General features: G+C 70.6%; 17 protein-coding genes. 9 read left to right on the top strand and 8 right to left on the bottom strand.

The genetic code is table 11. From position 1 onward, the window contains the following. Positions 1-58 precede the first annotated feature (58 nt). The gene (gene glmU, locus OG953_RS25950) at positions 59-1,507 is read right to left on the bottom strand and encodes a bifunctional UDP-N-acetylglucosamine diphosphorylase/glucosamine-1-phosphate N-acetyltransferase GlmU (protein WP_405687236.1); all 1,449 of its coding nucleotides are present in this window, start codon (positions 1,505-1,507) and stop codon (positions 59-61) included. 209 nt (positions 1,508-1,716) lie between these two features. Then, positions 1,717-2,574, bottom strand: coding sequence for a hypothetical protein (locus OG953_RS25955; protein ID WP_405687238.1), 858 nt, complete (start codon positions 2,572-2,574; stop codon positions 1,717-1,719). A gap of 155 nt (positions 2,575-2,729) precedes the next feature. Between OG953_RS25955 and OG953_RS25960 the strand changes: the two genes are divergently transcribed. Further along, the gene (locus OG953_RS25960; RefSeq protein ID WP_405687239.1) at positions 2,730-4,043 is read left to right on the top strand and encodes a sensor histidine kinase; all 1,314 of its coding nucleotides are present in this window, start codon (positions 2,730-2,732) and stop codon (positions 4,041-4,043) included. Positions 4,044-4,211: 168 nt separating this feature from the next. Here OG953_RS25960 and OG953_RS25965 read toward each other — a convergent pair whose 3' ends face one another. Beyond that, complete coding sequence (locus tag OG953_RS25965; RefSeq protein WP_405687241.1) at positions 4,212-4,745, bottom strand: SUKH-3 domain-containing protein; 534 nt, start codon at positions 4,743-4,745, stop codon at positions 4,212-4,214. Between the two features lie 10 nt (positions 4,746-4,755). Continuing rightward, a complete protein-coding gene (locus tag OG953_RS25970) occupies positions 4,756-5,280 on the bottom strand; it encodes a YwqJ-related putative deaminase (RefSeq protein ID WP_405687242.1) in 525 nt (174 codons plus the stop codon). Between the two features lie 303 nt (positions 5,281-5,583). Here OG953_RS25970 and OG953_RS25975 point away from each other — a divergent pair, with 303 nt between their 5' ends. The 3 genes from OG953_RS25975 (at position 5,584) to OG953_RS25985 (ending at position 10,091) form a co-directional block, all read left to right on the top strand. Next, the gene (locus OG953_RS25975) at positions 5,584-6,561 is read left to right on the top strand and encodes an SMI1/KNR4 family protein (protein ID WP_405687243.1); all 978 of its coding nucleotides are present in this window, start codon (positions 5,584-5,586) and stop codon (positions 6,559-6,561) included. 5 nt (positions 6,562-6,566) lie between these two features. Beyond that, positions 6,567-9,014: an SUKH-4 family immunity protein gene (locus OG953_RS25980; protein ID WP_405687244.1), complete on the top strand. Its 2,448-nt coding sequence runs from the start codon at positions 6,567-6,569 to the stop codon at positions 9,012-9,014. Positions 9,015-9,197: 183 nt separating this feature from the next. Then, positions 9,198-10,091, top strand: coding sequence for a cellulose-binding protein (locus OG953_RS25985; protein ID WP_405687246.1), 894 nt, complete (start codon positions 9,198-9,200; stop codon positions 10,089-10,091). Between the two features lie 38 nt (positions 10,092-10,129). On the opposite strand, the gene OG953_RS25990 is transcribed toward OG953_RS25985, so the two are convergent. The 3 genes from OG953_RS25990 to OG953_RS26000 form a co-directional block, all read right to left on the bottom strand. Beyond that, positions 10,130-11,725: a cation acetate symporter gene (locus tag OG953_RS25990; RefSeq protein WP_405692065.1), complete on the bottom strand. Its 1,596-nt coding sequence runs from the start codon at positions 11,723-11,725 to the stop codon at positions 10,130-10,132. 26 nt (positions 11,726-11,751) lie between these two features. Then, complete coding sequence (locus OG953_RS25995; RefSeq protein WP_405687247.1) at positions 11,752-12,216, bottom strand: DUF485 domain-containing protein; 465 nt, start codon at positions 12,214-12,216, stop codon at positions 11,752-11,754. Positions 12,217-12,414: 198 nt separating this feature from the next. Continuing rightward, the gene (locus OG953_RS26000) at positions 12,415-13,974 is read right to left on the bottom strand and encodes an MFS transporter (RefSeq protein ID WP_405692066.1); all 1,560 of its coding nucleotides are present in this window, start codon (positions 13,972-13,974) and stop codon (positions 12,415-12,417) included. A gap of 460 nt (positions 13,975-14,434) precedes the next feature. Between OG953_RS26000 and OG953_RS26005 the strand changes: the two genes are divergently transcribed. The 3 genes from OG953_RS26005 to mfd all read left to right on the top strand — a co-directional run bounded on the left by OG953_RS26005 (position 14,435) and on the right by mfd (position 21,648). Then, complete coding sequence (locus OG953_RS26005; RefSeq protein ID WP_266360998.1) at positions 14,435-15,223, top strand: ABC transporter ATP-binding protein; 789 nt, start codon at positions 14,435-14,437, stop codon at positions 15,221-15,223. Then, the gene (locus OG953_RS26010) at positions 15,220-17,805 is read left to right on the top strand and encodes an ABC transporter permease (protein ID WP_405687248.1); all 2,586 of its coding nucleotides are present in this window, start codon (positions 15,220-15,222) and stop codon (positions 17,803-17,805) included. Before OG953_RS26005 ends, OG953_RS26010 begins: the two co-directional genes overlap by 4 nt. 312 nt (positions 17,806-18,117) lie before the next feature. After that, positions 18,118-21,648: a transcription-repair coupling factor gene (gene mfd / locus OG953_RS26015; RefSeq protein ID WP_405687250.1), complete on the top strand. Its 3,531-nt coding sequence runs from the start codon at positions 18,118-18,120 to the stop codon at positions 21,646-21,648. A 55-nt stretch (positions 21,649-21,703) separates the two neighbouring features. Here the strand turns inward: mfd and OG953_RS26020 are convergent, their stop codons facing one another. Then, the gene (locus tag OG953_RS26020; RefSeq protein WP_405692068.1) at positions 21,704-22,099 is read right to left on the bottom strand and encodes an ATP-binding protein; all 396 of its coding nucleotides are present in this window, start codon (positions 22,097-22,099) and stop codon (positions 21,704-21,706) included. A gap of 156 nt (positions 22,100-22,255) precedes the next feature. Here OG953_RS26020 and OG953_RS26025 point away from each other — a divergent pair, with 156 nt between their 5' ends. Together OG953_RS26025 and OG953_RS26030 are read left to right on the top strand one after the other, a co-directional pair. Next, positions 22,256-22,795, top strand: coding sequence for a UTRA domain-containing protein (locus tag OG953_RS26025; protein WP_405687252.1), 540 nt, complete (start codon positions 22,256-22,258; stop codon positions 22,793-22,795). Then, positions 22,792-23,571 carry a GntR family transcriptional regulator gene (locus tag OG953_RS26030; RefSeq protein WP_405687253.1) on the top strand — a complete coding sequence of 260 codons (780 nt, stop codon included), beginning with the start codon at positions 22,792-22,794 and terminating at the stop codon, positions 23,569-23,571. The genes OG953_RS26025 and OG953_RS26030 overlap by 4 nt, the downstream gene beginning before the upstream one ends. The last annotated feature ends 8 nt before the right edge of the window (positions 23,572-23,579 follow it).

Consider the following 23,579-nt stretch of genomic DNA (forward strand, 5'->3'; position numbering starts at 1 on the left):
AGCCGAAATGGGGTGAGCATCTATCACGGTACGCCGTACGTGGCGTACCTGTTTCCGGTCAGCTTTCGCCGTCGTGCTCCGGGGAGGCGGCCTGAGCTGCCTGCGCGGCGGCACTTCCCGGACGCTTGCGGGCCACCCAGCCCTCGATATTCCTTTGCTGGCCGCGGGCGACAGCCAGCGAACCGGACGGTACGTCCTTGGTGATGACCGAGCCGGCCGCGGTGTAGACGCCGTCCCCGACCGTGACGGGCGCCACAAACATATTGTCCGACCCGGTACGGCAGTGTGAGCCGATCGTCGTGTGGTGCTTGGCCACACCGTCGTAGTTCACGAAGACACTGGCGGCACCGATGTTGGTGTGATCGCCGATCGTCGCGTCGCCGACATAGCTCAGGTGCGGGACCTTGGTGCCCTCGCCGATCGTGGCGTTCTTCATCTCCACATAAGTGCCGGCCTTGGCCTTCGGGCCGAGCTTGGTGCCGGGCCGCAGATAGGCGTACGGGCCGACCGTCGCGCCCTCGCCGACCTCGGCCCGGTCCGCGACCGTGTTGTCCACGCGGGCGCCCGCGTGCACAACGGTGTCCGCGAGCCGGGAGTTGGGGCCGACCTCGGCGTCCTCGGCGAGATGCGTGCTGCCGAGCAGCTGGGTGCCCGGGTGCACGATCGCGTCCCGCTCGTAGGTGACGGTGGCGTCGATCAGTGTGGACGCCGGGTCCACGACGGTCACACCGGCGAGCATGGCCCGCTCCAGCAGCCGCTGGTTCAGCAGCCGCCGGGCCTCGGCCAGCTGGACCCGGTTGTTGATGCCGAGGATCTCACGGTGGTCGTCGGCGACACAGGCGCCGACCCGGTGTCCGGCCTCGCGCAGGATGGAGAGCACATCGGTGAGGTACTCCTCGCCCTGGCTGTTGTCGGTACGGACCTTGCCGAGGGCGTCCGTGAGCAGCCGGCCGTCGAAGGCGAAGACCCCGGAGTTGATCTCCCGGATCGCACGCTGGGCGTCGGTCGCGTCCTTGTGCTCGACGATCTCGGTGACCGCGCCGCTGGCCGGGTCGCGGACGATCCGGCCGTAGCCGGTGGAGTCCGGGACCTCGGCGGTCAGCACGGTGACGGCGTTGGAGTCGGCCGTGTGGGTGGCGGCGAGCGCGGTGAGCGTCTCGCCGGAGAGCAGCGGGGTGTCGCCGCAGACGACGATCACGGTGCCCTCGACGGTCCCGCCGAGCTCGTCGAGACCGACGCGCACCGCGTTTCCGGTGCCCTTCTGCTGGGCCTGGTAGGCGGTCCGCAGCCGGTCGTCGACGGCGGTGAGATGCGCGCTGACCTGCTCACTCCCGTGGCCGACGACCACGACGAGGTGCTCTGGGTCCAGTTCACGGGAGGAGGCGACGACATGTCCGACGAGCGAGCGCCCGGAGATCTCGTGCAGAACCTTGGGGGTCTTCGACTTCATGCGGGTGCCCTCACCCGCTGCGAGGACGACGACGGCTGCCGGGCGTTCGGAGCTCACGGAAATGCCCTTCGGCTTCGGGTGGTGGACACCCGAAGGATACCGGGGGGGTATGGGGCGGACATGCGTGCGGGCCCCGACCTGTGAGGTCGGGGCCCGCGGACGAAAGCTCCCCCATCAGGATTTGAACCTGAACAGACGGTACCAAAAACCGTAGTGCTGCCTGATTACACCATGGGGGATAAAACCGGACCGAACCGGACATTGCGTCAGGTCGCTGGGCCAGCACCCAACACTATGCCGTACCAAGCGCCTTCTACGCGACGGTAGAGGTCGGCGCTCTTGGTGACGTAGATGACCAGACAGCCGTGGTACGCCTCGGTGGTGTTCTTGCGGATGGTCTTGGGGTTGTGCTTTTTCAGGGTCGCCCTCTGGAATACGGAGGCGGGAACGCCTGCTAGCTCGGCCCAGAACCGCTCGGCCTTGGCGACGTCCCCCGACTCGTGGATGCTGACCCGGAAGTGCATGCGCTCGCGTGAGACCCCGAGTAGTTCGAGCCAGTGCAGGTACAGCGCGATCACGTTGGGGTCGCTGTTGATGAACTGGAGGCTTTCTCGGCGGCTGTACGTCTTGTCTTTGGCGCCTTCGGCCCAGTAGAGCGTTACTCCGGCGAGGAATAGTTCCCGGTCCGACAACTGGCCGACCGCGGCGCGTGCGCGAGCCTTGGCCTCCCGTCGTTCTTCGTCCTGGGTGGCGCGCAGGCGCGAGAGGCCGGCGTTCATGAGTGCGCGGCGTTCCTCGTCCGTGTATCGCGGCTCCGGTTTCGGCAGGTCCCGCACCCACAGCGAGATCGAGCTCTTCGAGCACCCCAGCTCCACCTGGATCTGGTCGTACGTCATGCCCTGGAGTCGCAGTTCCCGCGCCTTGTCGCGAAGGTCGTCCTTGGCGTTCGGGCGCTTCGTCCACTCCGGGGCGGGCTCGCCCTCCAGGAGGCGGTTCAGGATGTCGTTGTTGTCCACGAACAGCCGGTCGCGGATCTGGCGGCGGCTGAGGCCCTCCCGGCGCAGGGCGATCGCCTGCTCGCGCAGGCCTTCGAAGTCGGCGTACTTGCTCGTGATTTCCGTCATGCGACGAGCGTCGTCCGGAATGCGGACGTCCGGTGCGAAAGCCTGATCGATTCACCATTTCAAGCGATAAGTGGTTGTTCTGTCTCTGTTCGGCGGATGCGCGTGCTGTCCAGGTCGCCCGAAAATGAGGTGCGCCCGCCCGTAGGGTGGACGGCATGACCGCAACGGGGGCATACCGGGAAGCCGCGGGTACGACCACCCGCGGCTATTGGTGGTGGGAACGACGGCGCAGTGTCGCCCTGGACGTGGGGCTCGCGCTCCTGTCGGCGCTGGAATGCGCACTGGAAGGGGTGGAGTTCGCCGGGGGCACGGGGCTGCCGGTGCCGGTCGGCGTCGTGTTCGGGCTGCTCGCAGGGTCCGTGCTGGTGGTGCGGCGGCGCTGGCCGATCGCCGTGGTGCTGGTGTCGATCGCGACGACGCCCGCCGAGATGGGCTTCCTGATGGGCCTGGTCGGCCTCTACACGCTGGCCGCCTCCGACGTACCGCGCAGAATCACCGCGGTGCTGATGGGGATGTCCTTCATGGGGACGTTCATCGTCACGTACGTACGGCTGCGGCAGAGCGTCTCCCAGCAGACCGACTTCGGGCGCGACGACTGGTACGTACCGCTGCTGTCCCTCTTCATGTCGCTCGGGCTCACCGCACCGCCCGTGCTGTTCGGCCTCTACATAGGGGCCAGGCGGCGGCTGATGGAGAGCCTTCGGGAGCGGGCGGACTCGCTGGAGCGGGAGCTGTCGCTGCTCGCCGACCGGGCCGAGGAGCGGGCCGAGTGGGCGCGTACGGAGGAGCGCCACCGGATCGCCCGCGAGATGCACGACGTGGTCGCCCACCGGGTCAGCCTGATGGTCGTGCACGCCGCCGCGCTCCAGGCCGTCGCGCCGAAGGACCCGGCGAAAGCGGTGCGGAACGCCGCCCTGGTCGGCGACATGGGCCGTCAGGCGCTGACCGAACTCCGCGAGATGCTCGGGGTGCTGCGGAGCGGGGAGCCCGCGGCGGCCCGGTCCGCGAAGCCGCCCCTCGCCTCGGTCGGCCGGGCGGCGGCAGCCGCGGCGGCCGCCGCCACGGAGGACGGGCCCCGGCTGCACGAGGTGGAGACCCTGGTCGGGGAATCCAGGGCGGCCGGCATGACGGTGGAACTCTCGGTGGACGGCGAGGCCCGCCCGTACGCGCCCGAGGTCGAGCAGACCGCGTACCGGGTGGTGCAGGAGGCCCTGACGAACGTGCACAAGCACGCGGCGGGGGCGAAGACATGGGTGAGGCTTGCGCACCGGGGCTCGGAAGTCGCGATGCAGGTGGAGAACGGCCCGTCGGACGCGGCCACGGCGGACGCGGGGCTGCCGAGCGGGGGCAACGGGCTGGTCGGCATGCGGGAGCGGGTGCTGGGCCTCGGCGGCGTCTTCGTCTCCGGCCCGACGGATGCGGGCGGCTTCCGGGTGTCGGCGGTACTGCCGGACCGGGGGGCGGCCTGACCCGCCCTGCGGCCTCGCTTCGTCCTGGATCGCCAGGCGGGCGATTCCAGCCCGTCCGGCGTCTGAGGACGGAACCGGGACGGTGGGTTGCCGGGGCGGAATCGTGACCGGGCACGGCCGGGAGCCGTCTTGTCCTCGATCGCCGGACAGGCCGGAATATCGGGCCGCTCAGCCCAGGACGAGGCGCTCCGGCTGGATGCCGACGACCAGCGTTGCCAGCGCCTGGTCGATGTCCGGGCCGAGGTACCAGTCCCCGGTGTGATCGATGCTGTACACGCGCCCCTGCGTGTCGATCGCGAGGACAGCCTGTCCGTCCCCCTCCTCGCCCAGCGGGCTGACCTCGGTCTCCAGCGCCCGGCCGAGGTCGCCGAGAGTGCGGGCGAGATGCAGTCCGCTCAGCGGATCGATGCGCACCGAGGCCGGTGCGATCTGCCGGCCCGGCGCGGACGCCGTGATGTGCAGTCCGCCGAACTCCGCCCATGCCTCGACGGCCGCCGGGAAGACCGCGTGCTGATGACCGGCGGGCGACGCGTGCGAGCGCAGTGCGTCGGCCCACGCCTCGGCCTGCCGGATGTCCCAGCGGCCGGGCTGCCAGCCCGCGGCGCGCAAGGCGGCGTCGACGGCGACGGGGAAGCGGGTCGAGGCGAGGCGGTCGCGGCCCGCGGGGCCCGCCTGTTCGGGTAGGTCGGTTCGGTCGTGCATCGGCGCGCGGTCAGCCCTTCTCGGCGGTGGTCGCCGCCCCGGTGGTCGTGAGGTCGATGGGACGTACGCCGAAGTGGGCGAGCATCGCCTCGCAGGAGCGGCACGGCGGCGCGTAACTGCCGTGCATCGGGTCGCCGTCCTCACGGATGCGCCGTGTGGTGAGCCGCGAGTGCTTCAGGGCGCGGCGGGCCTCGCCGTTGGTCAGCGGCTTGCGCTGGGCCCGCTTGGAACGGCCGGCTTCGGCCGCGGTGAGCTGCCGGGAGAGCAGTATCGCCTCGGGGCAGCGTCCGGTGAAGCGTTCACGCTGGCCGCTGGTGAGGGTGTCGAGGAAGTCCTGGACCAGCGGGTGCAGTACGGGCGGCTGGTCGCCCTTGCCCGCCGTGCAGGTGAGCGTCTCACCGCGTACGGACAGCGCTGCGGCCACCGCGGGCAGGATGCCGTCGCGGCGGTGGTGCAGCCGGGGTGTGAGGCTGGCTCCGGTGGCGCTCCAGCTGAGGCGTGGATCCCCGGATGTGACTGTTTGTGCGCTGTGCATGGTGCTTTTCCCTCCCGTGCCCGCAGCGGTAGCTGCGCGATGTGCACGCCCCCGAGTTGCGGTGACAGCCTGCCAAATGTCCCGGCTGGTGGGGAAGCTGGGGCGGGGAAACGCGCCTCCGTGTCGCCCGGCAGCGGCAGGAGCATCGCTCGTCAGTCACGTCGCTGTGACGGTTCGTGACGGAAGAGGAGAGGGGTGGCGTAGGGGCGAGACCCGCTCTTGCGCCACCGCATAGGCTGTGCCCGGACCGCCCCCTTGGGCAGGTCGGTCCTCACCAGTCAGACGCAGCAGGGGGCAACCGCCATGACGACAGGTCGGCTCGGGCAGCAAGCCGCGCCACCGAACGCGGCCTACGCCGGGCAGCTCGTGCATTTCCCGGACCCGGTCCGGGCGTCCCGCCACCCCAGAGGTGTGCGCATGGACGAGAACGGCAGCCCGGACTTCGCGCCGTATGCGCGCGCCGCCGCCGAGATCGCCGAGCCCCCGCAGGGCTTCGGCGTCGACGAACTGCGGCTCACCGACTATGTCTCGGCCAACGCGGCGCTGGCGGCGAGCGGCCATGAGCTGTGGGACACGATTCCCGCCGTCGCCACCCCGCACGGCTGGACCTGGCACCACGTACCCGGCGGCCGGCGCATGGAGCTGATCCCGGTCGAGGTCAAGGCGCTGCTCAGGCACCACGGCGGCCTCGCCGCCACCGCGGTCGACCAGAACAAGCGCGGCACCCGCCCGCTGCAGGAGACCCGGCCCCCGCACTTCCGGTTGCCCAAGGGCGCCGTCGCGGTGAACGAGCAGCAGATCCTGGGCGTCGAGGAGGACCTCGGCTACCGGCTGCCCGGTGCCTACCGCTCCTTCCTCAAGGCGGCGGGCGGCTCGGCCCCGGTCGGTGCGGCGCTCGACGCGGAGCTCGGTCTCCTGGTCGACCAGCCGTTCTTCACGGTGCGTGAGGAGGCCGCCGTGAACGACCTGGTGTACGTCAACAAGTGCCTGCGGGACCACCTCACCAAGGACTACCTGGGCGTCGGCTTCGTCCAGGGCGGCATCCTCGCGGTGAAGGTGAAGGGCAACGGTGTCGGCTCGGTCTGGTTCTGCGCGTACGACGACGCCCGGGACCAGGACGGCTGGAACGTGCAGGAGCGGGTGGACCGGCTGCTGCTGCCGTGCGGCGGTGACTTCGACGCCTTCCTGCAGCGTCTGGCGGGCAATCCGCCGGAGCTGGAGACCGTGGCGAACCTGATGGTGGACGGCGGCTTCGCGCGGGCCGTCCCGGTGGAGGGGTGAGCGCGATGGTGACCTTTGCGCAGGCGCAGGAGCGCGCGGACGAGTGGATCAACGGCGACGTGCCCGCGTACCAGCACCGCGAGGTGCGGGTACGGGAGTTCGAGCTGGGCTTCGTGGTGTGGGGCGAGGACCGTGCCGAGGGTCCCGTCTCGGACGGCGGTCGTCAGCGGCTCGTGATCGCCAGGGACAGCGGTGAGGCCACCCTGTGGCCGGGGCTGCCGGTGGGCGAGGTGATCCGGCGGTACGAGGAGGAGTACGGCGCACATGATGCGGCACCGGCCGCTCCGGAGCCGCCGCAGCGCATCGATCTGAATCAGACGTCCTTCCTGTTGAGCCCCCCGGAGTGGCTCCAGGAAGCGGCTGACAAGCTGGGCATCCCGGACCGTCGGGCGGAGCGGGACGCGGCCCCTTCAGCCCCTTCAGCCCCTTCGACCACTCCGCCCCCCGTCGCCCCTGCTGCTCCCGCGCCCGCGGCTGCGCAGGGTTCGCCGGGCGGGCCGGTCGCGTACGAGCCCACCGCCAACGACGGCGTTCCGGCATCCCCGCCCAACGTGCCCGTCGGGTCGACCCCCTGGGCCGGGACCGACACCAACGCGGGCTCCGACGACGGTGCGGTGCCCCTGCCGGCCACGGTGTTCGCACCTCCGCTCTCGGGCGCCGACGACGACGGAACCCCGCCACCGGTCGTACCGGCCGATGCGCCGACCGCCCTGATGTCCGGTGGCAGCCGGCTGCCCCGGACGGCGGTCGTCCCCGGCCTGGACCAGCAGGGAATCGGCACACCCCCCGCACCCGGAACACCTGCCCCGAGTGCCCCGAGTGCTCTCGGCCCCGGCGCCGGTGACATCGCGGATGCGGCCACCAGCAAGGCCGTCGTGCCGCCGCGCGGTGCGCGCGGGGGTGGTTCGACGACCCCGCCGCCGCCCGGTGCCCCCGGCACCCCGGGCGCCAGGCCGGGCGCGCCCGTGCCACCGCCCTCGGGACCGGGTGCGCCCGGTGCTCCGGCGGGCGGGTACCTGCCGACGCAGCTCGTTCCCCAGCAGGGCCCGCCCGGCGCCCCGCAGCCGCCCGGCCCTCCCGGGCCCCCGGCGCCCCCCGTTCCTCCTGGTTCGACGCCTCCGCCCGGTGGCGGTGTTCACCATGCCGCGACGATGCTCGCGGACCCGAGCATGGGCGGTCCGGGTGTGCCGCAGCCTCCGGGTCCGCCCGGAGTCCCCGGCGCCCCGCAGCCGCCCGGCCCTCCCGGGCCCCCGGCGCCCCCCGTTCCTCCTGGTTCGACGCCTCCGCCGCCCGGTGGCGGTGTTCACCATGCCGCGACGATGCTGGCGGGCCCCGGCCGGGTCGGGCCGTCCGCGCCACAGCCTCCCGGTCCGCCCGGTCCGCCGGGAATGCCGCAGGGCGGCGCCCCGGGCCCCGTACCGCCGAATCCGCACACCCCGCCGCCCCCGGCGAACGGATATCCGCAGGCGCCGACCGGTCAGCCGGCCGTCGGCCCCGGCTACCAGGCCGTGCTGCGCTACCGCGCGCCCGACGGCAGTGAACAGCAGCTGATCCGCCGCTCGGCGCCCGGCACCCCGCACCCCGAGTGGCAGATGCTGCACGAGCTGCGGGCCATGAACGTGCCGCCGCAGCAGGTCATCGAGCTGCACACCGAGCTGGAGTCGTGCGAGCTGCCCGGTGGCTACTGCGCGCGGATGATCCGTGAGACCTGGCCGCAGGTGCGGATCACCAGCGTTGCCCCGTACGGCACCGATCACGCCAGTCGCCAGCAGGGCATGCAGCATCTGCTCACCCATCAGGGGGAGCTGCACCAGGTCGCGGACGGGCCGGCTCGTCCCGCGCCGGTTCGGGCTCCGCTGCCGCAGATGCCGCCCGCGCCGCCGGTGCCGCCGGAGGCCATCGCCCAGGAGCTGCTGCAGACCTTCGGTCCGCAGGGCATCCTCCGCTTCGATCAGCGCGCGGTGTCCCGCCAGGGTGTGCCCGACGCCGTGGCGCGGACGCTGGTGTGGGCGGGGCTGCCCGCCGACTTCGGGCCGTTCTTCTGGGCGCAGCCGGGACAGCCGGTGGTGCCGACGCTGGCCGAGCTGGCCGCACAGCGGCAGGTGCAGGCAGCCCCCGACGCGGGGTCGTACCTCGTCATGGGGTCCGACTTCGGGCGGGCGATCTGTGTGCAGTACGGCACGGCGAACATCGTGGCCGTGCCGGTCGAGGCAGGACCTGGCGGGCAGTCGGTGCCGCCGCAGTTCGTGAACACCGGGCTGCCGGAGTTCCAGCGCTCGATGGCGCTGCTCGGCCGGATGTGGCGGCTGCGCTTCGGGCTCAACCCGGAGCAGGCGGGCCGCTGGACGGTCGACTTCCAGGCCCAGCTGGTGGCGCTGGACGCGGCGGCGCTGGCGTCGCCGGAGAGCTGGTGGTCGGTACTTCTTGAGCAGATGTGGGACGGGCTGATCTGACCCGGCAGGCTCTGCGGACGGCGCCCGGCTCCCCGAGAAGGGGGGCCGGGCGCCGCGCCATGTGCGGCCTGTGATGCCCGTCGCTTCCGTCCGGAAAGCAGCGAAACGATTCCGACTTCTGTGGCAATTGCCGCATCCTTGACGTATTGCTGGTGGTTGGAGAATCGGAAAGAGGCTTCAAGGATGAGTTCTGCACCGGTGTCCACGCATGGCTTCGTCGGCGTACGAGGACGTGGCTACCGTCCGGAGCAGGTGGACCGCACCGTGGCCGGGCTGTCGACCGAGCGGAACGAGGCGTGGGAGCAGGTGTCCCGGCTGACCGCGCTGGTGGAGGAGCTTTCGGCCGAGTCGGTCCGGCTGAGCGAGGCCGTCGCCAAGCTCGCCCCGCAGAACTACGAATCGCTCGGTGAGCGCGCCCGGCAGATCCTGGCGCTCGCCGAGAGCGAGGCCCGGGACGTATGGGGCGCCGCCCAGGAGGAGGCGCAGGCGCTGCGGGACGCGGCGGACGAGGCGGGCCGCAGGCTCCGCGAGTCGGCGCGCGCGGACTCCGAGGCGATGCGGGCAGCGGCCGAGAAGTACGCCGACACCACGCTGATCACGGCCGGGGGCACCGCCGAGGAGACTGTCGCCGAGGCCCGCAAGGAGGCCGCGGAGGTGCGGGAGCAGGCGGAGTCCGCGATGGCCGAGACGTGTCGCCGTACCGCGAGCGTCCTCGCGCACCAGGAGCAGGAGCACTCCGAGCGGTGGAAGACGGCCGAACGCGAGCTGGCGGAGGCCGAGGCCGCGCAGGCCGCGTACCACGACGAGCTGACCGAGCAGGCGGAGGCCCGCCTGGCCGAGGCGCGGCGGGCGCTCGCTCAGACCGAGGAGGCCGCACGGCACGGCCAGGAGGATGCCGAGGCACAGGGTGCGGAGCTGATCGCGGCGGCCAGGGTCCGTGAGGAGCGGGTGGTCCGGGAGACGGAGCGGATCCTGAGGGAGCACGAGGAGGGCCGCGAGGAGGTCCAGGCGCACATGGCGCATGTGCGGAACTCACTTGCGGCGCTCACCGGGCGGGTGGCCCCGGCGGAGGACTGAGACCGACTGCCGGGATCTTCGCCTTCGGACACGGTTGCTCAGGGGCGTGCCGCCGTATTCTGCGGTGCGCCCGCCAGGATTCGCGGTTCCTCGGCCTCGTACAGTCGGCGTTCTTCGGCCGCCGTGCGCCGCTCGAGCACTGTTCCCAGCCATCCCGCCAGGAAGCCGGCCGGGATGGAGACGAGCCCGGTCGTGGTGAACGGGAACCAGTTGAAGTCGTACTTTGGGAAGACCGAAGACGGTGAGCCCGAGACGAGATTGGTGCCGGTGATCAGGACCATGACGGTGACGGTGCCGACGATCAGGGTGCTGAGCAGTCCGGTACGGGTGAAGCGCCGCCAGAACATGCTGTAGATGAGCGCCGGGGCCAGCGCCGACGCGCCGACACAGAACGAGAGCGTCGCCAGCGCCTGTACGTTCCAGTGCCTGGCCACGACGGCGAGCGTGGTGGCGAGCAGCCCGACGACGACCGCCGCGGCCTGTGCCGTACGCATTTCGGACAGGCCCGGCAGCGGCTTCCTGTCCGGGTCGCGCACCCCGTGCAGGCCGTGGGCGAAGAGATCGTGCGCGAGGGAGTTCGCGCAGGCCAGGATCATTCCGGCGACCGAGGCGAGCAGAGTCAGGAAGATCGCCGTCGTCATCGTCGTGACGACCAGCGCGCCCAGCTGGCCGCCGCCCGCCACCACACCGCTGATCTGCAGGATCGAGCTGTTTCCGGACGCCCCGGCGGCGGTGATGCGGTCGTGGCCGACGAGCGCCCCCGCGCCGAAACCGATCACGACGAGCAGCAGACAGAGCCCGGCGACCACGGCGACCGCCCAGGACAGCGAGCGGCGGACGGCCTGCGTGGAGCGGGCGCTCGTCATGCGCATGGTGACGTGTGGCAGACAGGCGGCGCCGAGGACCACGGTCAGTTCGGAGCTGACCATGTCGAGTCCGCTGCCGTCGAACTGGAGCCCCGAGCGCAGATACGCGGCCCCCTCGCCGCTGCCCTGCCGGGCGGCCGAGAGCAGGGCGCCGGTGTCCCAGTCGAAGCGGTTCATGATCAGTACGGAGATGGTGAACGCGGCGACGAAGAGGACCACGGTCTTCACGATCTGGATCAGCGCGGTGCCCTTCATGCCGCCGATCGCCGAGTAACCGATCATCAGGATCCCGAGCCCGATGATGGCGCCGGTGCGGAACCCGGAGCTGTCGAACCCCAGGATGAAGGAGAGCAGGTCGCCGCTGCTCGCGAGCTGGACAACCATCATCGGAACGAGCGCGGCGATGGTGGCCGCGCAGGCGGTGATACGGACCGCGCGGCCGGGGGCGCGGCGCACGAGCAGGTCGCCCATGGTGAACCCGCCCGCGTTGCGCAGCGGTTCGGCCAGCAGGAACATCAGCAGGACGAGCGAGAGGGTGATGCTCAGGGCGAGGATCATCCCGTCGTAGCCGGTGAGGGCGATGATGCCGGTGGTGCCGAGAACCGTGGCCGCGGAGAGATAGTCGCCGGCGAGTGCGAGGCCGTTCTGCAGGGGCGAGAGCGAGCGGGGGCCGGTGTAGAACTCGTCGAGGTCGTCGCGGTCCGGACCGGTCATCACACAGAGCAGCAGGGCCACGGTGGCCACGGCGAGGAAGGCCACCAGGGACATCGACTGCGCGGAATTGTCGAATCCGTTCACTGGGCCGCTCCTGTTCTTCGGAGCCGTGCGGCGAGCGGATCGACCGTGCTCCGGGCGGTCCGCTCGTACAGGACGATGGCGAGCAGTGTCACGGGGAGCTGAAAGAGCCCCAGTACCAGGCCGATGTTGAGACCGCCGAACAGGGGGCGGTCCGTCAGGTCCTTGGCGAATCCGGAGAGCAGCAGGAAGACGACGAAGTAGCCGAGTGCGATCAGGATCGTGATGCGCCGCAGCAGCCGGTACGCGGTGCGCAGCCGGCGCAGATCGCCGTGACGGCCCGGGACGGGCACGGGAGCGGTGGGAGCGCCCGGCCGTTTTGGGGGTGGTGAGGGCTCCGGACTCTGCCAGGGCAGCAGGTGTTCGGGGTCATGCGGAGGCGGGGGCTGATGCCGCCGGGACGGCTTCGGCAGCCGTCCGGGCCAGGAGGAGTGCGGGGACGGGGGCGGGCTTCCGTACGACATCTGGGTGCTGCTCCTTGCATGGCTCGGGTCCTGGGCTGGACGGCAAGGCAGGAGTGCGGGTGTGCTGTCGGAAGCGCGAACATTACTCGTGGGTATGGCGGTTGGGGAGTGGTTGGCCTGAACTACCCACGGTAATGGCTCAGTTGCATGAGATCTTGCGGAACGGAGTCTCTTTGCCCCGCTGCGCGATGCGGACGTCTACGGCGCCGGGGCGTCGTTCCCGGACTCCTCGGTGAGGACCGGGAAACGGCGCGGGGCCACGAAGACCAGCACCAGCAGGGCGAGCGCCGCAGCCCCGGCGGCACCCAGGTAGACGTGGTCGACGGCGGCGTCGACGGCCCGCCGCAGATAGTCCGTCGCCGCGGCCGAGAGCCTGCCCGGGTCGTCCAGGGCGTGCGAGATCGCGTCCAGGTCGCCCGGCAGCCCGGGGACCGGGGCGGCGGCCAGCCGGGAGGCGAGGACCCCGTTGGCGACGGCCCCGAAGAGCGCGGCGCCGACGCTCTGGCCGACCTGGCGGCAGAAGAGTACGGAGGCGGTCGTCGTGCCGCGCTCGGCCCAGCCGACCGTCGACTGGACCCCGACGATCAGCGGCAGCTGGAACAGCCCGAGCGCCGCACCGAGCAGCAGCATGATCAGGGCGGGCTGCCAGGGCTCGCCCGGATACGGCAGCAACGGGAAGGCGAGCAGTATCAGCAGGGCGCAGCTCATGCCGATGATCGCGGTGCGGCGGAAGCCGATGCGGTTGTAGACGCGGTTGGAGAAGGCCGCCGACACCGGCCAGCTCAGGGTCATCACGGACAGTACGAAACCGGCGGCGATCGGGCCGAGACCCAGCACCGACTGGGCGTACGTCGGCAGGAAGACCGTGGGGGCGACCATCAGCAGCCCCATCGCGCCCAGCGCCAGATTGACCGAGGCGATGGTCCGCCGCCGCCAGATCCAGCCGGGAATGATCGGCTCGGCGGCCCGCCGCTCGATGACGACGGTCAGCGCGCCGAGCACGACGCTGCCGGCCAGCAGTCCGAGGGACGGGGCGGAGAGCCAGGGCCAGGCGACCCCGCCCTGGACGAGCGCGGTCAGCAGCAGGGTGCCGGTGGCGAAGACGGCGAGGGCGCCCGCCCAGTCGGTGCGGGGGCGGGGCGTGCCGGCCGCCCGGCGGGTGCGGGACGGCTCGTGGAGGTGGCGTACGACGAGCCAGAGCGCGAGGGCCCCGACCGGTAGATTGATCAGGAAGATCCAGCGCCAGTCGGCGTACACCGCGAACAGCCCGCCGATCACCGGCCCCGCGACCGCCGACGTGGCCCATACGGTCGACAGCTTGGCCTGGATCTTCGGACGTTCCTTGAGCGGATACAGGTCCGCGGCGATGGTCTGCACGGTGCCTTGCAGGGCGCCGCCGCCCAGGCCCTGGACGACCCGGAAGGCGATCAGCGCGGCCATGTTCCAGGCGGCGGCGCAGAGTACCGAACCGAACAGGAAGAGGGCGATGCCGGCGATCAGGACCGGCTTGCGGCCGAAGGTGTCGGAGAGCTTCCCGTACACCGGCAGGGAGACCGTCACGGCCAGCAGGTAGCCGGAGAACAGCCACGAGAAGACGGAGAAGCCGCCGAGGTCGCCGACGATCTGCGGAACGGCGGTCGAGACGATGGTGCCGTCGATGGCCGACAGGGCCATGCCGAGCATCAGGGCGGCGACCACCGGGCCGCGTCCGCGCGGCGCCGCGGGGGCGGGGGACGGGCCGGCCCCGGTCCCGGACATCGCTTCGGTATTGCCGCCCGCGCCGCTCACCAAGATTCCTTCCCCCTGCACGTATTTTCTCGTGACACTGTCTCACCCGCGGATCCCGGCGGGGAGAGTGTCGCTGCTCGGGGATGTGTCCGAAGACCTCCGCGGACCCCGGCGCGTGCACCCATGGGTCCAGTCCCCGAGACGGGTCTCCACCCGCGGGCCGAGACCCCTAGGGGACGCTCCTCAGTTCTGCCCAGGGGTGGTTCCTCCCGGCGGAGGACGTGACGGCGGGGGCCCGTTCCTTAGCGTGTTCCTACACCGCAGAAAGCGGCTGATTCCCACCGCGAGTGCGGCTGACCGCAGGGGGCGGGGTGGGGAAAGCCCCACCCGAAGACTGTGCCGGGCACCAGCGCGCCGGACCCCCTCGGAACACCAGACTTCACGCGTACACCGCGACATCTCAAACGCTGACCGACATAGGAGAAAAACCGTGACAACGGCTGTAACCATTCCCAGGCACGGGGGCACTGGAGGGCGTACGGCCGTCGCCGCGCGAGCGCGGCAGGTCGTCAAGGCGTACGGGGCGGGGGAGACCCGGGTCGTCGCGCTCGACCATGTCGATGTGGACATCGCCCGCGGGCAGTTCACGGCGATCATGGGACCGTCCGGCTCCGGCAAGTCGACCCTGATGCACTGCCTGGCCGGCCTGGACACCGTGACCTCGGGTCAGATCCACCTCGACGAGACCGAGATCACCGGGCTCAAGGACAAGAAGCTCACCCAGCTCCGCCGGGACCGGATCGGCTTCATCTTCCAGGCGTTCAACCTGCTCCCGACGCTCAACGCCCTGGAGAACATCACGCTGCCGATGGACATCGCGGGCCGCAAGCCCGACGCGGCCTGGCTGCGGCAGGTCGTGGAGACGGTCGGTCTCGCCGAGCGGCTGAAGCACCGGCCCACCGAGCTCTCCGGCGGCCAGCAGCAGCGCGTCGCGGTGGCCAGGGCGCTCGCCGCCCGGCCGGAGATCATCTTCGGTGACGAGCCCACCGGGAACCTGGACTCGCGGGCCGGCGCCGAGGTGCTGAGCTTCCTGCGCAGGTCGGTCGACGAGCTGGGCCAGACCATCGTCATGGTCACCCACGACCCGGTCGCCGCCTCCTACGCGGACCGGGTGCTGTACCTCGCCGACGGACGCATCGTCGACGAGATGCTGGGCCCGACGGCCGACCAGGTCCTCGACCGCATGAAGGACTTCGACTCGCGCGGGCGGACGTCATGACCGTCTGGAAGACATCGAGGCGCAACTTCTTCGCGCACAAGGGACGCATGGCGCTCTCCGCCGTCGCGGTCCTGCTGTCGGTGGCGTTCGTGTGCGGCACGCTCGTCTTCACCGACACCATGAACACCACGTTCGACAAGCTCTTCGCCGCGACGTCGGCCGATGTCACCGTCAGCCCGAAGACGCCCGAGGACGACGACCGGCTCCCGGGGAACGGCAAGCCCGTCACGCTCCCCGCCTCCGCCGTCGAGCAGGTCGGCAAGGCCACCGGTGTCAAGGACGCCGAGGGCGCGGTCACCAGCATGTCCGTCACCGTCGTCGACAGCCACAACAAGAACATGGGCTCGACGACGGGCGCCCCGACGATCGCGGGCAACTGGACGAAGAACGAACTGCGTTCGATGGAGATCACCTCCGGCCACGCACCGCGCGGCCCGACCGAGGTGATGGTCGACGCCGACACCGCCGACAAGCACGACCTGAAGATCGGTGACGAGCTGCGCACCATCGCCGCCACCGGCGACATCAACGCGAAGATCAGCGGCATCGCCACCTTCAAGGTCACCAACCCCGGTGCGGCGATCGTCTACTTCGACACCGTCACCGCGCAGACGAAGCTGCTCGGCAAGCCGGACGTCTTCAGCCTCATCTCCGTCACCGCAGAACAGGGCGTCAGCGACACGCAGTTGAAGCGACACGTCGCCACGGCGCTCGGTGACACCTCCGCGTACAAGCTCCAGACGCAGAAGGAGGCCGCGGACGCCAACAAGAACTCGATGGGTTCCTTCCTCGACGTCATGAAGTACGCGATGCTCGGCTTCGCCGGGATCGCCTTCCTCGTCGGCATCTTCCTGATCGTCAACACCTTCTCGATGCTGGTCGCCCAGCGCACCCGTGAGATCGGCCTGATGCGCGCCATCGGCTCCAGCCGCAAGCAGGTCAACCGTTCCGTGCTCATCGAGGCACTGTTCCTCGGCATCCTCGGCTCCGTCCTCGGCGTCGGCGCGGGCATCGGCCTCGCCGTCGGCCTGATGAAGCTCATGGGCGCCATGGGCATGGAGCTGTCCACCGACGACCTCACGGTCGCCTGGACGACCCCGGTCGTCGGCCTCGGGCTCGGCATCATCGTGACCGTCGTCGCCGCGTACATCCCGGCCCGCCGGGCCGGGAAGATCTCCCCGATGGCCGCCCTGCGCGACGCCGGAACCCCGGCGGACGGCCGGGCCGGCCGGGTCAGGGCCGCGATCGGCCTGGTCCTCACGCTCGCCGGTGGCGCAGCGCTCCTCGCCGCGACCCGGGCCGACAAGTCGAGCGAAGGTTCGCTCTTCCTCGGTGCGGGCGTGGTCCTCACCCTGATCGGCTTCATCGTGATCGGCCCGCTGCTGGCCGGCGTCGTGGTCCGGGTGCTGAGCGCGGTCATGCTGCGGATGTTCGGCCCCGTGGGACGGCTCGCGGAGCGCAACGCCCTGCGCAACCCGCGCCGCACCGGAGCGACCGGCGCCGCCCTGATGATCGGCCTCGCCCTGGTCGCCTGCCTCTCGGTCGTCGGCTCCTCCATGGTCGCCTCGGCCACCGAGGAGCTCGACAAGTCGGTCGGCGCCGACTTCATCGTCCAGCCGTCCGGCGGCAACCCGACGCCCCTCGTGGACCAGGCGGTGAAGTCCCTGGAGTCCGTGCCGGACATCGAGCACCTCACCGGCTACAAAGTCGTCGGCGCCGGGCTCACGGCCCCCGACGGCACCACCGAGAGCAAGGTCCTGGCCGCCGTCGATCCCACATACCAGGAGGACGTCCGGCGCGAGACGGTCGCCGGGAAGCTGGCCGACGCGTACGGCAAGGACGCCATGTCCGTCGGCGACACGTACGCCACCAAGCACCACCTCAAGGTCGGCGACCGGCTCACCGTCGCGTTCAAGGGCGGCGAGACCGCGAAGCTGAGGCTTGCCGCGATCACCTCGGACGACGTGAACATCGACAAGGGCGCGATGTACACGAACATCGCGACCGCCGCGCGGTACGTCCCCGCCGACAGCCTGCCTAAGAACATGATGATGTTCGCGAAGGCCGAGGACGGCAAGGAGAAGGAGGCGTACGCCGCGCTCAAGGCCGCCCTCGTCAAGTACCCGCAGTACGAGGTGAAGAACCAGGCCGACTTCAAGCAGCAGCTGAAGGACCAGATCGGCCAGCTGCTGAACATCGTCTACGGCCTGCTGGCGCTCGCGATCATCGTCGCGGTGCTCGGTGTGGTGAACACCCTGGCCCTGTCGGTGGTCGAGCGGACCCGTGAGATCGGCCTGATGCGCGCCATCGGCCTCTCCCGCCGCCAGCTGCGCCGGATGATCCGCCTGGAGTCGGTGGTCATCGCGGTCTTCGGCGCCCTGCTCGGGCTCGGCCTCGGCATGGGCTGGGGCACGGCGGCCCAGAAGCTGCTGGCCCTGGAGGGCCTCGGCGTCCTGGAGATCCCGTGGCCGACGATCCTCACGGTCTTCGTCGCCTCGGCATTCGTCGGCCTGTTCGCGGCCCTGGTCCCGGCGTTCCGGGCGGGCAGGATGAACGTCCTGAACGCGATCGCCACGGAATAGCGAGGGTGACGACCGACGTAGGATGACTGATCCGGCCCCGGGTGTTCCTCCAAACACTCCGGGGCCGGATTCGTGTCCGTACGGCGTGGGGCGCGGACCGCGGGCGCGCGGGGCAGGGCTGCGGTCCCGGTGTGTGCCCGGCGCACGGACCGGGCCGGATCCGACCTGCGGAGCCGGATTGCGGGCGCGGCTGTCACAGCGGAGTCGTACGCTGGAACCCCCGGCCCGTGAGACGTGTCGGGTCCTTCGTGTTGCCCCCTGGCAGCAGCCGGCTGTCAGACCTCGCCCTCGTTACCCGGACGGAAGCCCTTCATGAGCCTGCACGGCCTGCTGGATGTCGTCGTACGTGACCCGGCACTCTCCGAAGCGGTGAAGGCCGCCACCGACGGTCACCGGATGCACGTCGACCTCGTCGGTCCGCCCGCCGCCCGCCCCTTCGCCGTGGCCGCGCTGGCCCGTGAGGCCGGGCGGACCGTGCTCGCCGTCACCGCGACCGGTCGGGAGGCCGAGGACCTGGCGGCCGCGCTGCGTACCCTGCTGCCGCCGGACACGATCGCCGAGTTCCCGTCCTGGGAGACCCTGCCGCACGAGCGGCTCTCGCCCCGCTCCGACACCGTGGGCCGCCGCCTCGCCGTGCTGCGGCGCCTGGCACACCCGAGGAAGGACGACCCGGAGACCGGCCCGGTCAAGGTCGTCGTCGCGCCGGTCCGCTCCGTGCTCCAGCCGCAGGTCAAGGGGCTCGGCGACCTGGAACCCGTAGCGCTGCGCATCGGACAGAGCGCCGACCTCGGCAAGACGGTCGACGCGCTCGCGGCAGCCGCGTACTCCAGGGTCGAACTGGTCGAGAAGCGCGGCGAGTTCGCCGTGCGCGGCGGCATCCTGGACGTCTTCCCGCCGACCGAGGAGCACCCCCTTCGAGTGGAGTTCTGGGGTGACGACGTCGAGGAGATCCGCTACTTCAAGATCGCCGACCAGCGGTCGCTGGAGATCGCCCAGCACGGGCTGTGGGCGCCGCCCTGCCGCGAGCTGCTGCTGACCGACGAGGTGCGCGAGCGGGCCGCCGCCCTCGCCGAACTCCACCCGGAGCTGGGCGAACTGCTCGGCAAGATCGCCGAGGGGATCGCGGTGGAGGGCATGGAGTCCCTCGCCCCGGTCCTCGTCGACGACATGGAGCTGCTGCTCGACGTGCTGCCCAAGGGCTCGATGGCGCTGGTCTGCGACCCGGAGCGGGTCCGCACCAGGGCGGCCGACCTGGTCGCCACCAGCCAGGAGTTCCTCCAGGCGTCCTGGGCGGCCACCGCGGGCGGCGGCGAGGCCCCGATCGATGTCGGCGCGGCCTCCCTGTGGGGCATCGCGGACGTCCGTGACCGGGCCCGCGAGCTGGAGATGATGTGGTGGTCGGTCTCCCCGTTCGCCGCGGACGACGAGCTCGACGAGGACACCCTCAAGCTCACGATGCACGCCCCGGAGTCGTACCGCGGCGACACCGCCCGCGCGCTCGCCGACACCAAGGGCTGGATCGCCGACGGCTGGCGCACGGTGTACGTCACCGAGGGCCAGGGGCTCGCCTCCCGTACCGTCGAGGTGCTGAGCGGCGAGGGCATCGCGGCCCGCCTGGACCCCGACCTGGCGGAGATCTCCCCGTCGCTGGTCCACGTCTCCTGCGGCGCGATCGACCAAGGCTTCGTCGACCCGGCGCTCAAGCTCGCCGTACTGACCGAGACGGATCTGACCGGCCAGCGCACCGCCACCAAGGACCTGGGCCGGATGCCGGCCCGCCGCCGCAAGACGATCGACCCGCTGACGCTGGAGACGGGCGACTACATCGTCCACGAACAGCACGGTGTGGGCCGCTACATCGAAATGGTGCAGCGTACGGTGCAGGGCGCCACCCGCGAGTACCTCCTCGTCGAGTACGCCCCCGCCAAGCGTGGCCAGCCCGGCGACCGCCTCTACATTCCGACCGACCAGCTGGAACAGGTCACCAAGTACGTCGGCGGCGAGGCACCCACCCTGCACCGGCTCGGCGGCGCCGACTGGACGAAGACCAAGGCGCGCGCCAAGAAGGCCGTCAAGGAGATCGCCGCCGACCTGATCAAGCTGTACTCGGCGCGGATGGCGGCGCCCGGCCATGTCTTCGGCCCCGACACCCCGTGGCAGCGCGAACTGGAGGACGCCTTCCCGTACGCGGAGACGCCCGACCAGCTCACCACCATCGCCGAGGTCAAGGAGGACATGGAGAAGTCCGTCCCGATGGACCGGCTGATCTGCGGCGACGTCGGCTACGGCAAGACGGAGATCGCGGTACGGGCGGCCTTCAAGGCGGTCCAGGACGGCAAGCAGGTCGCCGTCCTCGTACCCACCACCCTCCTGGTCCAGCAGCACCACGGCACGTTCACCGAGCGCTACTCCCAATTCCCGGTCAACGTACGGGCACTGAGCCGATTCCAGTCCGAGTCCGAGTCCAAGTCGACCCTGGAAGGACTCCGCGAGGGCTCCGTCGACCTGGTCATCGGCACCCACCGCCTCTTCTCCTCCGAGACGAAGTTCAAGGACCTGGGCCTGGTCATCGTCGACGAGGAGCAGCGCTTCGGCGTCGAGCACAAGGAGCAGCTGAAGAAGCTCCGCGCCAACGTGGACGTCCTCACCATGTCCGCGACGCCCATCCCCCGTACGCTCGAAATGGCCGTGACGGGCATCCGCGAGATGTCGACGATCACCACGCCCCCCGAGGAGCGCCACCCGGTCCTCACCTTCGTCGGCCCGTACGAGGAGAAGCAGATCGGGGCGGCGATCCGCCGTGAACTGCTCCGCGAGGGCCAGGCGTTCTACATCCACAACCGCGTCGAGTCGATCGACCGGGCCGCCGCCCGCCTGCGCGAGATCGTCCCCGAGGCCAGGATCGCGACCGCCCACGGCCAGATGTCCGAACAGGCCCTGGAACAGGTGGTGGTGGACTTCTGGGAGAAGAAGTTCGACGTCCTGGTCTCCACGACGATCGTCGAGTCCGGCATCGACATCTCCAACGCCAACACCCTGATCGTGGAGCGCGGAGACAACTTCGGCCTCTCCCAGCTCCACCAGTTGCGCGGCCGCGTGGGCCGTGGCCGCGAGCGCGGTTACGCCTACTTCCTCTACCCCCCGGAGAAGCCGCTCACCGAGACGGCCCACGAGCGCCTGGCCACGATCGCCCAGCACACCGAGATGGGCGCGGGCATGTACGTGGCGATGAAGGACCTCGAAATCCGGGGCGCCGGAAACCTCCTGGGCGGCGAGCAGTCCGGCCACATCGCGGGCGTCGGCTTCGACCTGTACGTACGCATGGTCGGCGAGGCGGTGGCCGACTACCGGGCCTCCCTCGAAGGCGGCGTGGAGGAGGAGCCGCCCCTGGAGGTCAAGATCGAGCTCCCGGTCGACGCACACGTCCCCCACGACTACGCCCCGGGCGAGCGGCTGCGCCTCCAGGCGTACCGCGCCATCGCCTCCGCCAACACGGAGGACGACATCAGGGCGGTCCGGGAGGAACTCACCGACCGCTACGGCAAGCTCCCCGAGCCGGTCGAGAACCTGCTCCTGGTCGCGGGCCTGCGCATGCTGGCCCGCGCCTGCGGCGTCGGCGAGATCGTGCTCCAGGGCTCGAACATCCGGTTCGCCCCGGTCGAGCTTCGTGAATCGCAGGAGCTCCGCCTGAAGCGCCTCTACCCGAAGACGATCATCAAGCCGGCCGTCCACCAGGTCCTGGTCCCGCGCCCCACCACCGGCAGGATCGGCGGCAAGCCGGTCGTCGGCCGCGAACTGCTGGCGTGGACGGGGGAGTTCCTCACGACGATCCTGGGGTCGTAGCCCCGGAACGCCTCCTGTCTCGGCCCCGTCGGATGTCCGGCGGGGCCGATCCTTTTCACGGGACGAATGGAGCGGCAGGCCTCTTGAATGTGAGCCAGACGGTCTTGCCGACGATGTGGTGATCGATGCCGAACTCCGCGGCCAGTTCACCGGCCAGGAATAAGCCGCGTCCCGAGCAGCAGTCATCTTCCGCGTGCTGGACCGCCGGTCGTCCGCCGCCGCTGTCCCGCACCTCCAGGCGCACAAGATCCTCTGTTGCGCGGAGGCCGACGGCGAACTCCCTTCCCGGCGGGACGCCGTGCAGGAGGGCATTGGTCGCCAGTTCCGAGACGCAGAGCTTTATGTCCTCGATCAAGGGTGTGAGCTGCCACTCCGTGAGGACATCGACGACGAAGTCGCGTGAGGCACCGACAGAGGTGCGTCGTCGGGGAAAGCGCCGTTGCTGCGACAGAGACGCGGTGGTCCACCGCCTTGCTCGTGGGGCATGACGCGCACACCGTACTGCTATTCGCGAAAGGCGGCAAGGTATCCTTTGGGGGGATCGAATGCTTCGCCTACCGTGTGCAGCGGCAGGGTGTCTCGGGCGTCGACTGCGAAGGAGAAGGTCGTGGGTGAAGAGAGGGCCGGTACATCCGCTCGGTACCTGGCGCCACCCGCCCGGGGTGAAAGCGATGCCTGGGGGACCGAGTCGGCGGCCGAAGGGCGACGAGGTACCCAGCGGATCGTGTGCGCGGGGGAGGTGGTCGCACCGGACAGAGTGGCCGACCTCCTCCTGGTGGAGCGTGGCGGTCGTGTCGTCGAGCGACGGCGGATCATGTACCTCGATGGTGAGCCGTGCGAGTTGACCGACACCTACTACCCGTTGGAGATCGCTCGGGGAACCGGGCTGGCCGCAGCGGGCAAAATCCGGGGAGGGGCCATCCGGCTGCTTGCCGATCTCGGCTATGCAGGTGTCCGGGCGCGAGAGGATGTGGTGGCCCGTATGCCGTCCGAAGGCGAGAGGGCGTCCTTGTCGCTGGAGGCGGGTGAGCCGGTGCTCGAGCTGACGCGGCTCACGCTGAGCGGGGATGACCGCCCCATCCAGGCCGATGTGATGGTCATGTCTCCACGAGGCCAGAACCTGCGGTACGAGATCAGGATCGGATGACTGTGCCCAGAGTGGACGACGAGACATTGGACCGCCGCTCCCTGCATGAGCGGATCGCGGCGGATCTGCGCGACGAGATCATGTCCGGGGATCTGGCCCCGGGAGCCGGTCTTCCCTCCACCGCGCAACTCAAGGAACGGTTCTCCGCTTCGAATGCCACCGTGCAGAAGGCGTTGCAACTCCTCAAGGGCGAACGATTGGTCATCGGACGTCCGGGCGCGTCGGTGACGGTTCGCGAGCACCGGCAGCGGACGATACGTCCGGCCGCATACATGGCCCCGGCGGCCTCCGGCGAGCCTTACCGTTGGCTGAGCGAAGCGGTGAACTCGGGTGCGCGCGCCCACAGCACCTTGATCGAGGTGGCCGAGGAGAAGCCTCCGGCAGACGTCGCTGTGGCGCTGGGTCTCCAGTCGGGTGGCACTGCGGTCCTCCGGCGCCAGGTGCTGTCGATCGACGATGAACCGGCGGAACTCGTCGCCTCCTACTACCCGTTGGACATCGCCCGCGGCACCGCCCTCACCGAACGCCGCAGAATCGCCGGTGGTACGCCTACCCTCCTCACGTCACTGGGCTATCCACCTCGGATCAGCGTGGACCGAGTGTCCGCGCGTGTCGCCACCCAGGATCAGTACCGATTGCTCCGACTCCCCGGCGACCTGCCCGTACTGCGCACCTTGCGCATCGTCCATAGCGATGACGACCGGCCCATCGAAGCGACGGTGATGGTCAAGGCGGGCCATCTGTACGAGGTGCAGTACGCGTTCGTCCCCGAGTGAGCACCCCA

Origin of the sequence: Streptomyces sp. NBC_00057, assembly GCF_045041165.1 — a bacterium.
GTDB lineage: Bacteria > Actinomycetota > Actinomycetes > Streptomycetales > Streptomycetaceae > Streptomyces.

What these genes read in the sequence shown, in the direction of transcription:
- OG953_RS25960 (WP_405687239.1), top strand. Translation starts at nt 2,730, where the DNA reads ATGACCGCAACGGGGGCATACCGGGAAGCCGCGGGTACGACCACCCGC.
- OG953_RS25990 (WP_405692065.1), bottom strand. Translation starts at nt 11,725, where the DNA reads ATGTCCCTGGTGGCCTTCCTCGCCGTGGCCACCGTGGCCCTGCTGCTC.
- OG953_RS25995 (WP_405687247.1), bottom strand. Translation starts at nt 12,216, where the DNA reads ATGTCGTACGGAAGCCCGCCCCCGTCCCCGCACTCCTCCTGGCCCGGA.
- mfd (WP_405687250.1), top strand. Translation starts at nt 18,118, where the DNA reads ATGAGCCTGCACGGCCTGCTGGATGTCGTCGTACGTGACCCGGCACTC.
- OG953_RS25955 (WP_405687238.1), bottom strand. Translation starts at nt 2,574, where the DNA reads ATGACGGAAATCACGAGCAAGTACGCCGACTTCGAAGGCCTGCGCGAG.
- OG953_RS25980 (WP_405687244.1), top strand. Translation starts at nt 6,567, where the DNA reads ATGGTGACCTTTGCGCAGGCGCAGGAGCGCGCGGACGAGTGGATCAAC.
- OG953_RS25985 (WP_405687246.1), top strand. Translation starts at nt 9,198, where the DNA reads ATGAGTTCTGCACCGGTGTCCACGCATGGCTTCGTCGGCGTACGAGGA.
- OG953_RS25975 (WP_405687243.1), top strand. Translation starts at nt 5,584, where the DNA reads ATGACGACAGGTCGGCTCGGGCAGCAAGCCGCGCCACCGAACGCGGCC.
- OG953_RS26030 (WP_405687253.1), top strand. Translation starts at nt 22,792, where the DNA reads ATGACTGTGCCCAGAGTGGACGACGAGACATTGGACCGCCGCTCCCTG.
- OG953_RS26010 (WP_405687248.1), top strand. Translation starts at nt 15,220, where the DNA reads ATGACCGTCTGGAAGACATCGAGGCGCAACTTCTTCGCGCACAAGGGA.
- OG953_RS26000 (WP_405692066.1), bottom strand. Translation starts at nt 13,974, where the DNA reads ATGTCCGGGACCGGGGCCGGCCCGTCCCCCGCCCCCGCGGCGCCGCGC.
- OG953_RS25965 (WP_405687241.1), bottom strand. Translation starts at nt 4,745, where the DNA reads ATGCACGACCGAACCGACCTACCCGAACAGGCGGGCCCCGCGGGCCGC.
- OG953_RS25970 (WP_405687242.1), bottom strand. Translation starts at nt 5,280, where the DNA reads ATGCACAGCGCACAAACAGTCACATCCGGGGATCCACGCCTCAGCTGG.